At 72.0% G+C, this 11,694-nt stretch carries 10 protein-coding genes; 3 read left to right on the top strand and 7 right to left on the bottom strand.

All coding sequences use genetic code 11. The annotated features are described in order from the left end of the window. Window positions 1–14 precede the first annotated feature (14 nt). Window positions 15–1,706 (bottom strand): hypothetical protein, encoded by a 1,692-nt coding sequence (locus RB150_07910; GenBank protein ID MDQ7820459.1) that lies wholly within the window; start codon window positions 1,704–1,706, stop codon window positions 15–17. Between the two features lie 245 nt (window positions 1,707–1,951). On the opposite strand from RB150_07910, the gene RB150_07905 reads away from it, so the two are divergent. From RB150_07905 to RB150_07895, 3 genes are read left to right on the top strand one after another with little or no spacing between them, the layout of a single operon-like run. Next, window positions 1,952–2,356 (top strand): DUF2231 domain-containing protein, encoded by a 405-nt coding sequence (locus RB150_07905; protein ID MDQ7820458.1) that lies wholly within the window; start codon window positions 1,952–1,954, stop codon window positions 2,354–2,356. Window positions 2,357–2,378: 22 nt separating this feature from the next. Further along, on the top strand, window positions 2,379–3,101 hold the full coding sequence (locus RB150_07900) for a response regulator transcription factor (GenBank protein ID MDQ7820457.1): 723 nt from the start codon (window positions 2,379–2,381) through the stop codon (window positions 3,099–3,101). A gap of 18 nt (window positions 3,102–3,119) precedes the next feature. Beyond that, a complete protein-coding gene (locus RB150_07895) occupies window positions 3,120–4,880 on the top strand; it encodes an ATP-binding protein (GenBank protein MDQ7820456.1) in 1,761 nt (586 codons plus the stop codon). 77 nt (window positions 4,881–4,957) lie between these two features. Here RB150_07895 and RB150_07890 read toward each other — a convergent pair whose 3' ends face one another. The 6 genes from RB150_07890 to RB150_07865 form a co-directional block, all read right to left on the bottom strand. Then, on the bottom strand, window positions 4,958–5,668 hold the full coding sequence (locus RB150_07890; protein MDQ7820455.1) for an ABC transporter ATP-binding protein: 711 nt from the start codon (window positions 5,666–5,668) through the stop codon (window positions 4,958–4,960). A gap of 4 nt (window positions 5,669–5,672) precedes the next feature. After that, the gene (locus tag RB150_07885; GenBank protein MDQ7820454.1) at window positions 5,673–6,455 is read right to left on the bottom strand and encodes an ABC transporter ATP-binding protein; all 783 of its coding nucleotides are present in this window, start codon (window positions 6,453–6,455) and stop codon (window positions 5,673–5,675) included. A gap of 7 nt (window positions 6,456–6,462) precedes the next feature. Beyond that, complete coding sequence (locus RB150_07880) at window positions 6,463–8,178, bottom strand: branched-chain amino acid ABC transporter permease (GenBank protein ID MDQ7820453.1); 1,716 nt, start codon at window positions 8,176–8,178, stop codon at window positions 6,463–6,465. Window positions 8,179–8,188: 10 nt separating this feature from the next. Beyond that, entirely contained in the window at window positions 8,189–9,217 is a 1,029-nt protein-coding gene (locus tag RB150_07875) for a branched-chain amino acid ABC transporter permease (protein ID MDQ7820452.1), read from the bottom strand. Between the two features lie 155 nt (window positions 9,218–9,372). Next, entirely contained in the window at window positions 9,373–10,635 is a 1,263-nt protein-coding gene (locus tag RB150_07870; GenBank protein ID MDQ7820451.1) for a branched-chain amino acid ABC transporter substrate-binding protein, read from the bottom strand. A gap of 281 nt (window positions 10,636–10,916) precedes the next feature. After that, window positions 10,917–11,694: glutamate dehydrogenase (locus tag RB150_07865; protein MDQ7820450.1), on the bottom strand; the 778-nt coding region annotated here is incomplete at its 5' end.

The following is an 11,694-nucleotide window of genomic DNA, read 5'->3' as shown; positions in this document are numbered from 1 at the left end:
GGCCCCCTTTCGCGTCACGACAACCGCCGGCTGGCGGGGCGGGCAAGGAACTCCCGGTACGTCTGCAGGGTCAGCCGCAGGGGATCCGGGGCCTCCTCCACCAGGGCCGCGATCAGGTCCAGGGTCAGGGCCACGGCCTCCTTCAGGCCCCTCACGGCCGGATCGGCGGTCAGCACGGTGTTGAGGCCGTAGCACCGGCAGGCCCGGTGCAGTACCTCGAACAGCTCGAACTCCTCCTGCAGCGTCTCCGGGGCCTGCGGGTGCGCCCGGAAGGCCCGGTACAGCGCCTCCGGGTCGACCCGGCCTTGCCGGGCACCCACCGCCTCCAGCAGACCGTCGATGAACGCCCGCTCGGCCGCGTCGTCCACCGCCCGGTAGGCATTGTAGGCCACCTCGCGGGTCCGGGCCGGAGTCTCCCCCACCAGGAGCCGGCTGATGAACGCTGCCAGGTCCAGCCGCTCTGCCACCGTGGGATCCTCGCGGTCCCGGCGCAGCAGGATGACCGTATGCAGCCGGGTGGGCTCCAGCGGGTTCGCGTACACCCGCTGGGGCGGGAGGACGGCGCCGACGTCCAGCATGGCCCGGGCGTTGTCGAAAGCGATCAGCCGCGCCAGCGTCCGCTTCAGGTCGTCCCGGGCCAGCCCCTCCAGGCCCGGGCCGGCGGAGGCCAGGAGGGTGTCGGCCAGATCCTCGAGCTGGCGGTCGTGGGCCTGCAGGAATGCGGGGGTCACGTCGGGCACGTTCTCCAACTTGGCCTGCAGCATCCGGGGGGCCGCCAGGGGGAAGTTCTCCACCAGGTTGGTCCGCAGGTAGAAGATCTTCTCGGAGGGGAAGGCATACGCGTCCACCGGCGCTTCCAGGTCCAGCGCCTCCACCGGCACCGTCACCTCCCGCTCCTCCAGATCCACCCCGGACACGGTGGCTCCCCCCACGGCCCGCTCCCGCAGCCAGCGGAACACCCGGTAGCCTGCGATCCGCCCGCCTCCCGGCAGGTTCACCGCCTGCGGGTGCATCTGCCGGCCGTCCCGAGTGCGGTGCAGGTACCGCACGTACACCCAGTCGTCGGAGTGAAACCGGGTATCGGGGTGGGACACCAGCCCGTAGGACGACGTGCTCTTGCCGGTCCCGGTGGGCGCGATGTACAGGATGCCCCGTCCCGCCTTCTCCACGCAGGCGCCGTGGATCGAGTGGATGCCCTGCTCCTCGGCCAGGACCCGCCCCACCGCCCCCAGGACCCAGCTCTTCAGCTGCCCGTAGTAGGCGGTGTTGAAGAACACGATGGTGTTGGTGGCGCGGCTGTAGTACGCCGCCTCGGGCTGGTCGGACACCCCGCCCAGAGCGTACACCAGGACGTGGGGATCCCGGGGCGGCACCCGGCCGGTGGCCTCCTGCCATTCCCGGGGGCTGAACCAGTTGTCCACCCAGAAGTCATACAGGTGGTCGGAGTTGGTCAGGGCGCGCACCCGGACGCCGTGGATGATCACGTCGTGCTGGTAGACCGGGTCGGAGCCGGCCGCCCGGATCAGGTGGGTGACGGCGGCCCGCACCAGCTGGTCCCGGCGCCCGGGCTGCCGGTCGACGGCCTTGTCGTGGAGAGCGGTCCGGGTCCGGGTGCGGGTGATGACGTTGGACAGACCCAGGGGACTGCCGGGCCACTCGATGGCGTCCGGCGCGGGTGGGGGTGGAAAGACGATCTGGTCGCTCACGGTCTCCTCCCGAGCTGCATTGCCTTCCCCTTCGACGGCCGGCGCATGGCGTCCTGGGCCGGTAACTGCCGCGTCCGGGCGCGCCGCCTCCTCCGGCCCGCGCGCCCGGGTCAGCCCCGCGGCGAGCGGGCTGTTACCAGACCGTTACCGGCCGGTGACAGATCTACGGCGGAGCGGGTAGACTGCAAGGTAAAGCCGGCGGGCCGCCGGTGGCTCGGTCCGGCCGGTCCCGGGCGGGAGGCGCGATGCCGTTTCTCTATCATCCCCTGGTGGTGCACTTCCCCATCGCCCTGTGGCTCACCAGTTTCCTGTTCGACCTCCTGCACGCCTGGCGGCGGGACCGGACGTTCGCCGTGGCGTCAGCATACCTGGTGGGGCTGGGGCTGCTGGGGGCGGGGGTGTCCATCGTCGCCGGCTTCCTGGACTACCGCCCCCTGGTGGCCGAGGGGGTCGGCCAGGCTTTCATCGACCGCCACCGGGTGCACAGCCTGCTGGCCTACACCGCCACGGGGCTGTACCTGGCCCTGTTTGTCGCCCGGTGGCGGTGGCACCAGATGCCCCGCGCCCTGTCCCTGGCCGCGGCGGCGGCGGGGGCGGTGCTGATCGGCCTGACGGGGTGGTGGGGAGGCGAGGTCCGCCGGATCATGTGACAGACCGGCGGGGGAGAGAGCCATGGCCGCGCGGATCCTGGTGGTCGACGACGAGCCGCATATCGTGGAACTGGTGCGCTACAACCTGCTGCGGGAGGGGTTCGACGTGGTGACCGCTGCCGACGGCGGCGAGGCCCTGGCCCGCGCCCGGGACGCGCGGCCGGACCTCATCATCCTGGACATCATGCTGCCGTCGGTGGACGGGCTGGAGGTGTGCCGGCGGATCCGGCGGGAGTCCGCCGTCCCCATCATCATGCTCACCGCCCGGGACGGGGAGGTCGAGCGCGTGGGAGGGCTGGAGTCCGGCGCCGACGACTACGTCACCAAACCCTTCTCCCCCCGGGAACTGGTGGCCCGGGTGCGCGCCATCCTCCGGCGCACCGCCACCCCCGCCGCCCCCGCAGCCCCCGGCCCGCTGCGGGCGGGAGCGCTGGTCCTGGATCCCGCCACCCATGAGGTGACGCTGGGGGGCCGCCCCGTGGACCTCACCGCCAAGGAGTTCGAGCTGCTGCGGCTGCTGATGAGCCATCCCAACCGGGTCTTCACCCGGGACTTCCTGCTGGAGCGGATCTGGGGGTACGACTACTACGGCAGCACCCGGACGGTAGACATGCACATCAGCCGCCTGCGGGAGAAGATCGAGGATGATCCGGTGACGCCCACCTACATCGTCACCGTGCGCGGGGTGGGCTACAAGTTCAAAGGGGCCGACGGCTCCCGCCGGGGGACGCCGGAGGCCCGCTGACGCCGGGAGGCGACACCCGTGCGGTCCATCCGGTGGAAGCTGACCTCGTCCTACCTGCTGCTGGTCCTGCTGGTCCTGCTTCTGGTGACCGCCTACGGGGCCCGGGCCCTGCACCGTTCGTACATCAACTCCTACGCGTACGCCGTGTCCATTCAGGCCAAGGTCATCTCCCTGATGATGCGGGAGTACGCCGGCGACCGCAACCTGGCGGACCTGCAGCCCATGGTGCAGACCCTGCGGTGGCGCCGGGAGGCCACCATCACCCTGATCGACGCCACCGGGCGGTCGGCGCCGCCGGTGGACCCGGGCGCGCCCGAGGTGGCGGCGGCGTTCGCCGGCCGCGAGAGCCAGGCGGTGCGCTATGACCCGGCCACCGGAGAAGTGCGCGTGTTCGCCGCGGCCCCGGTGCTGGGCCCCGACGGCCGGATCGTGGGCGTGGTGCAGGTGTCCGCCCCGGAGGCGTGGGTGTGGCGCCAGCTGCGGCGCCAGGCGCCCGGCGCCCTGGGCGCCGTCCTGGTGGGCCTGCTGGCGGCGTGGGTGGTGGGATCGCGGCTCAGCCGGCGCCTGACCCAGCCGCTGCTGCAGCTGGGCCAGGTGGCCGAACGCCTGGCCGCCGGCGACTTCGCCGGGCGCGTCCCCCACGACGACACCGAGGAACTGGCCCGGCTGGGCCGGACGTTCAACACCATGGCCGACCACCTCCAGCGCACCATCGCCGAGATCACCGCCGAGCGCAAGAAGCTGGAGGCCATCGTCGGCGGCATGACCGACGGGGTGGTGGCCACCGACCGGCACGGTGCGGTCGTCCTGTTCACCCGCGCCGCCGCCGAGCTGCTGGGGACGCCCCCCGACTCCGCCCTGGGCCGGCCGGCCCGGGACGTCCTCCGGGGCGGGCGCCTGGCCGCCCTGCTGGAGGACGCCGCCCGGGGGCGGATCATCGCCGAGGAACTGCCCCCCGGGCTGGTGGGCGACCGGGTGGTGGAGGTCCACTGCGCCCCCTACCGGGACGACCGGGGCGAGGTGATCGGCGCGGTGGCCGTCCTGCGGGACGTGACGGAGCTGCGGCAGACCGAGCGGCTGCGCCGGGAGCTGACCGCCAACGTCTCCCACGAACTGCGGACGCCGCTGACCTCCATCAAAGGGTTCACCGAGACGCTGCTGGACGGCGCCATGCGCGACGAGGCCACCTGCCGCCGGTTCCTCACCATCATCCAGAGCGAGGTGGACCGGCTGGTGAAACTGGTGGACGACCTGCTGGACCTGTCGCGCCTGGAGAGCCGCCATGTGACCCTGGACCTGCAGCCGGTGGACGTGGGCGCGCTGGTCGCCCACACGGTGGACAAGCTGCGCCCCCTGGCCGACGCCGGCGGGCTGACGTTCGTGGTGCAGGCGCCGCCGGGCGTCGTGGCGCCCGCCGACAGGGACCGCCTGGAGCAGGTCCTGACCAACCTGATCGACAACGCCCTCAAGTACACCCCCGCCGGCGGCCGCGTGGAGGTGGCGGTGCATCCCCGGGCGGGCGAGGTGGAGGTCACCGTGTCCGACACCGGCCGCGGCATCCCTGCCGAGGACCTGCCCCACGTCTTCGAGAGGTTCTACCGGGCAGACCGCTCCCGGACCCGCGGGTCGGGGGGCACGGGGCTGGGGCTGGCCATCGCCCGCCACATCGTGGAGGCCCACGGCGGCCGCATCGCGGTGCGCAGCCGCCCCGGTGAAGGGACCACCTTCACCGTGGTCCTCCCCCGCAACGGCGGCTCCCGAACCGGCCAGGAGGGCTGACGGAGAACGTCCGCGCAGGCCGTGCGGGGATTCGCGCGTGCCAGCGGGGGTTCGCGCCGGGTGCGGCGCCCCGCGGCTCAGCCGCCCAGATAGGCGCGGCGCACGTCCTCGTCGGCCTGCAGCTCGCGGGCCGACCCCGACAGCACGATCTCGCCCGTCTGCAGCACGTAGCCCCGGTGGGCGATCTGCAGGGCCATGTAGGCGTTCTGCTCCACCAGCAGGACGGTGGTCCCCTGGCGGTTGATGCTGGTGATGGTCTCGAAGATCTGCTCCACCAGGACCGGCGCCAGCCCCATGCTGGGCTCGTCCATCAGCAGGACCCGGGGGCGGGCCATCAGGGCCCGTCCGATGGCCAGCATCTGCTGCTCGCCACCCGACAGGGTCCCGGCCACCTGGTGGCGCCGCTCCTTCAGCCGCGGGAACAGGGTGAACACCCGCTCCAGGTCCTCCTGGATGCCGTCCCGGTCGGTGCGGGTGTAGGCGCCCATGGACAGGTTCTCCAGGACCGTGAGCTGGCCGAAGATACGCCGCCCTTCGGGCACCTGCACCACGCCCCGGCGCACGATCTCGTGGGGCGGCAGCGCCGCCAGGTCCTCCCCGGCCAGGGTGATCCGGCCCTGGCGGGGGCGCAGCAGGCCGCTGATGGTGTTGAGGGTCGTGCTCTTGCCGGCGCCGTTGGCGCCGATGAGGGTGACGATCTCCCCCGGCTCCACCGTCAGGGAAATCCCCTTCAGGGCGTGGATCTGCCCGTAGTAGACGTGCAGGGAGTCGACTTCCAGCAGCGCCATCGTCTCACCCGGCGGACGCGCCCACCCGCCGCGTCCCCAGGTACGCTTCAATGACCCGCGGGTCGTTCTGCACCTGCTGAGGGGTCCCCTCGGAGATCTTCACCCCGTAGTCCAGGACCGTCACCGTCTCCGAAATCCCCATCACCACCCGCATCTGGTGCTCGATGAGCAGGATGGTGATCCCCAGCTCGTCCCGCAGCCGGCGGATGAACGCCATCATCTCCACGGTCTCCCGGGGATTCATCCCGGCGGTGGGCTCGTCCAGCAGCAGCAGCCGGGGCCGGGCCGCCAGGGCCCGGGCGATCTCCAGCCGCCGCTGCTCCCCGTAGGGCAGGTTGCGGGCCAGGAAGTGCTCCCGCCCGGCGAGGCCGACGAACTCCAGCAGCTCGCGGGCGCGGCGCACCGCCTGGGCCTCCTCCCGGGCCACCGACCGCGCCCCCAGGACCGCCCCCACCCAGCTGCTGGTCAGGTGGAGGTGCATGCCCACCAGCACGTTGTCCAGGACCGTCATGTTGGCGAACAGGCGGATGTTCTGGTAGGTGCGGGCGATGCCCAGGGCGGCGATCTCGTCGGGCCGCAGCCCCACCAGGGAGTCCTCGCCGAAGACGATGGCCCCCTCTTCGGGACGGTAAAAGCCCGTGACGCAGTTGAAGAACGTGGTCTTGCCGGCTCCGTTGGGGCCGATGATGCTGTGGATGGCCCGCTCGCGGACGTCCAGGTCCAGCTGGTTGAGGGCCACCAGGCCGCCGAACCGCTTGGTGACGCCCCGCGCCCGCAGGATGCTCATGGCCGTCTCACCCGTCCACCTCCACCCGGCCCTCGGCGCGAGCCGCCACCGGCAGGGCGGCGGGCACCGCCGGCTCGGTCTCCGCGGCCTCCCGCAGTTCCCGCCGCTGGGCGGCGGCCGGCAGCAGGCCCTCCGGCCGCAGGAGCATCATGGCCACCAGGACGGCGCCGTACACCAGGAAGCGGAACTCGCCGAACTCCCGCAGCAGCTCGGGCAACCCCACCAGGGCCAGGGAGCCCACCACCACGCCCGGAGTGCTGCCCAGCCCGCCCACGATGATCAGGGCCAGCACGTTGATCGAGATCAGCAGCTGGAAGCTGTGGGGGAACACCGACCCCACCATGACCGCGAAGATCGCCCCGGCCACCCCGGCAAACGCCGCCCCCAGCCCGTAGGCCAGCAGCTTGACCTGGACCAGGTTCACCCCCAGCGCCTCGGCCACGTCCTCGTCTTCCCGGATGGCCATCCAGGCCCGCCCCAGCCGGGACCGCTCCAGCCGCCACGCCACGTAGGCCACCAGGGCCGAGCCGACCAGGGTCACGTAGAACAGGTGCTGGGGGCCGGACAGCTCATACGGACCGATGTGCGGCTTGGGGATGGCCAGCACTCCCTGGGAGCCTCCCAGCCACGGCCGCAGGAAGTCCGACAGGACCAGCAGGCGGGTGATCTCGCCGAATCCCAGAGTGGCGATGGCCAGGTAGTCCCCGCGGATGCCCAGCACGGGAATGCCCAGGATCACCCCTGCCACCAGCGAGACCGCGACCGCCACCGGCACGGCGGCCCAGAACGACCAGCGGGCGATGCCCAGAGGACCCGTGGACGTCAGCAGGCCCACGGTGTAGGCGCCGATGGCGAAGAACGCCACAAAGCCCAGGTCCAGCAGCCCCGCCAGCCCCACCTCCAGGTTCAGCCCCAGGCCCATCAGAGTGTACAGGCCCACGATGACGATGACCTGGGCCACGAACGGCCCGCCGGCCACCGGCACCAGCAGCAGCGCCAGCAGGCCCGCTCCCAGCAGCGCCGCGCGCACCAGGCCCCGGCCCACCGGCGGCATCTTCCGGACCCGGGCCTGCGCGGGACGGCTGACCCGGGGCCAGATCCCGGCGGCGGCGGCCGTGCCCAGGAAGGCCGCGGTTCCTCCGGGCACCGACGGCCCGTCGGGGGCGTACAGGAACTCCCGGACCAGCGCGGGCAGACCCTCGGACTGCAGGATGAGCTGGATCAGCTCCTGGAAGATGCTGAGGACGAGGACCGACGCCACGCCCCAGCTCACCGGCCGGCGCCAGACGGCGGGAACGACCACGGCGGCGGCCCCCAGCCCGCCCGCGACGGCGCCCAGGATCGGGATCGCCCAGACGGCGGCGGCCCCGCGGTCAAAGGTCAGGATCCGGAACAGGGCCGGGGAGGCGTTGACGAACATCGTCCGCAGGTTCACCCGCTCCCCCGCCAGGACCAGGACCGCCACCGGCACGGCCGCCGCACACCCCGCCAGTCCCCCGGCCAGCAGGCCGGCGCCGCCCCGCGCGCGGGCGGCGCGTGCGGCGGTGTACCCGCTGCCGAAGACCGCCAGCAGGAGCAGGCCCTGCCCCAGGGACACCACGCCGCTGAGGATGGCGCGGGCATGCATCATCTCCACCATGCCGGCGAGGGACACGAAGACGGCGGCCGCGCCCCACACCAGACCCGCAGTCACCGCCCGGCGCAGTGCAGGAGGACCCGCCATGGTTCGCTCCCTACGCCTTCTTGGCCGCCAGGCGCTCTCCCAGGATGCCTGAAGGCCGGAAGATCAGGACCATGACCAGCATGGTGAAGGCGATCACGTCCTTCAGCTGGTAGGGGGCCACAATCCCCAGGCCGTCCAGGAACAGGGCCGGCCCCACCGACTCCACCACGCCCAGGAACAGCCCCCCCAGCATGGCGCCGGGGATGTTGCCGATCCCTCCCAGGACGGCGGAGGTGAACGCCTTGATGCCCGGCACAAACCCCATGAAGAAGTGCACCTGCTTGAAGACCAGGGCGTACAGCACCCCGGCCGCCCCGGCGGCGGCTCCGCCGATGGCAAAGGTGAGGACGATGATCCGGTCCACGTCGATGCCCATCAGGGCCGCAGCATCCTTGTCTTCGGAGACGGCCCGCATGGCCCGGCCCACCTTGGTGCGCATCACCACCTGGTACAGGGCGAACATGAACAGGGCGGCGGCCACCAGGACCACCGCCTGGGTGCGCAGGATGCCCACCCCGGCGATCTGCCACTCGCCCCGGAAGACGGCGAACTCGGGATACGCCTTAAAGCCGGACCCGTACAGCCCCCGGAACGCGTACTGCAGGAAAAACGACGCCCCGATGGCGGTGATCAGGGGCACCAGGCGCGGCGCCCGCCGCAGAGGGCGGTAGGCCACCCGCTCCACCAGGACCGCCACGCTGGTGGAGGTCGCCGCGGCCACCACGACGACCAGCAGCAGGGAGACCAGGGGGTGGCGGTTGAGAAAACCCGACGCCGCCAGGGGCGCGGCCACGAAGTAGGCGGTGTAGGCCCCGCTCATGAACACCTCGCCGTGGGCGAAGTTGATCATGCGCAGGATGCCGTAGACCATGGTGTAGCCCAGGGCGATGAGGGCGTAGATCCCCCCCTGGGCCAGGCCGAAGACGACAAAGTCCAGCCACTGCTCGCTCGTGTAGCGGCCCAGGCGCAGGGTGCCGATGGTCCCCCACACCACCACCACCAGCACCGCCAGCCGGAACGCCCACAGGAAGGCGTCCACGAACGACAGCCGCCGGATCCTGGATCGGACTGCGACCGCCTCGGTGGCCAGACTCTCCCCCTCCGAATGCGCTTCCTATCAACGTACTGGGGGGGACGGACACCGTCAAGGGTCATCCGTCCCCCCGCGACCCGGCCCCGCTCGGGCGCGCCGGCCTAACGCTTCATGGACCAGAGCTTCTTCGGGTCGGTGCCCGGGTTCCACTTGGCCGGGTCCGCCGAGATCGTCTGGTAGACGGCGATCTTGGGGTCGGCGCAGTCCCCGTAGGGGGTGCAGGTCAGCGTCCCGGTAATGCCCGGGAAGTTCCGCGTCGCGTACAGGGCGTCCCGCAGGGCCTTGCGGCCGATGTAGGTGTTGCCCTGGGCGTCCTTCTTCGCCACCTTCTCGATGGCCGCGAAGATCATCATGGCCGCATCGTAGGCGTGGGCGTGGAACGCCGACAGGGGCTTCTCCCCGTACTTGCGCTGGTGCTTGTTGAGGAACTCCTGGTACTTGGGACCCAGGGCCTCCACCGACAGGTCGGGGCTGGAGTTGTAGACCCCCTTGGCCGCCTCTCCCGCCGCCTTCCAGAAGTCGGGCGAGAAGGTGCCGTCGGCGCTCATCAGCCTGACCTGCTCCAGGCCGGCCACTTCTTTGGCCTGCCGGGTGATGTGGCCGCCGGCGGCGATGAAGATCGGATAGTAGATCAGCTGCGGCCGCCCGGCGGCGATCCGGGTCAGGACCGGCCGCATGTCGGTGTCGGTGGGGGAGATGGCCTCCTGGGAGGTGATGGTCCCGCCCAGGCGCTTGAAGACGTCGGCGAACACGTTGGCCAGGCCCTCGGCGTACGGGCTGCCGTCGTGGATGGTGGCCGCCCGCCGCAGGCCCAGGAAGTGGAAGACGAACTGGGCCGCCGCCCGCCCCTGCACCAGGTCGTTGTGGGCGGTGCGCAGGTAGCCGTCATAGTCCGGCCCCCGGTTGGGGTCCGTCAGCCGGGGCGCGGTGTTGGACGGCGACACGGTGACGATGCCGGCCTTCCACAGGATAGGGGCGCCGGGCACGGCCTCACTGCTGCAGCTGCTGCCGATGGCGGCCACGATCTGGCGGTTGGCGGCCAGCTTGGTCGCCGCCGTCACCCCACCCTCGGCGTTGCAGCCCGAGTCCTCGCCGATCAGCCGGATGGGGTGCCCCAGCAGCCGGCCCCCCTTGTCGTCGATGGCGATCTCGATGCCCCGGCGGCTGTCAATGCCCAGGCTGGCGTCCGGACCGGCCACCACCAGCCAGTAGGCGATGATCAGCGGCTGGCCCCGGGCAATGCGCACCACCCCGATGGGGTCGGTCACCGGCCCCACGGTGGCGGCGGGGGCCGCCGGGATCAGGGCACCTGCGGCCAGGAGCACGGCCAGCCCCGCGACCAGCGGAATCCGCAGTGGTCTCATCCGCACCTCTCCCCCCTTTGTCCGCAGTATGGTTCAGATCACCCGTCCAGCCACACCCGCCTCGCTCTCGTCGCCCGCGCTCACCTCCTTGCCCGGCCGGCCCTGTACCGGGCCCGGCCGCCATGATCCCCTCCGCAGCACCGGATCCGCGGGCGCGCTCGCCACCTGTGACGTACACGTACGGGACGCCTGCTACGTTCGCCGCCCACCCCCCCACTCCTCCCGCAGGCCTCCCTCCGCCTTCCCGAGCAGGGGCGGCGGGACCCGGCCGGGTGCCGGAGCTACGGGTAAATCCCCCGGGTCATCAGGGCGTCGGCCACCCGCTCGATGGCCCGGATCAGGGCGGCGGTGCGCAGGGGCACCGACCGCTCCTGGGCGGTCCGCAGGACCTGCCCGAAGCTGCGGACCATGATCCGCTCCAGGTTCTGGTTGACCTCCTCCTCGGTCCAGAAGAACTGCTGCAGCCCCTGCACCCACTCGAAGTACGACACGATCACCCCGCCGGCGTTGGCCAGGATGTCCGGGACCACGGTCACCCCCCGGTCCACCAGCACCGCGTCCCCGTCGGGGGTCACCGGCCCGTTGGCCCCCTCCACGATCACGCGGGCCTGGATCCGCGGGGCGTTGGAGCCGGTGATCTGCCCTTCCAGGGCGGAGGGCACCAGGATGTCGCAGGGCAGCTCCAGCAGTTCCTCGTTGGTCACCCGGTCGGCGCCGGGAAAGCCCGCCACCGAGCCGTGTTCCTCCTTGAAGCGGAGCACCGCCCGGGGGTCCAGGCCCCGGGGGGTGTAGATCCCGCCTCCCGAGTCGCTGACCCCCACCACGGTGCACCCCTGGTCGTGCAGCAGGGCCGCCGCCACGGAGCCCACGTTGCCGAACCCCTGCACCACCACCCGCATCCCGGCCAGGGACAGTCCCAGGTGGCGGGCGACCTCCCGGGTGACGATGGTGACTCCCCGCCCGGTGGCCTCCACCCGGCCGTGGGAGCCGCCGATGCTCAGCGGCTTGCCGGTCACCACCGCCGGCACCGAATAGCCCCGGTGCATGCTGTAGGTGTCC

The sequence above is a fragment of the Armatimonadota bacterium genome, from assembly GCA_031081675.1.
In the GTDB taxonomy this organism is placed as follows: domain Bacteria; phylum Sysuimicrobiota; class Sysuimicrobiia; order Sysuimicrobiales; family Kaftiobacteriaceae; genus Calidihabitans; species Calidihabitans tengchongensis.
Note: the sequence above shows the minus strand (reverse complement) of the source record. Positions and strands in the feature narration are given on the sequence as shown.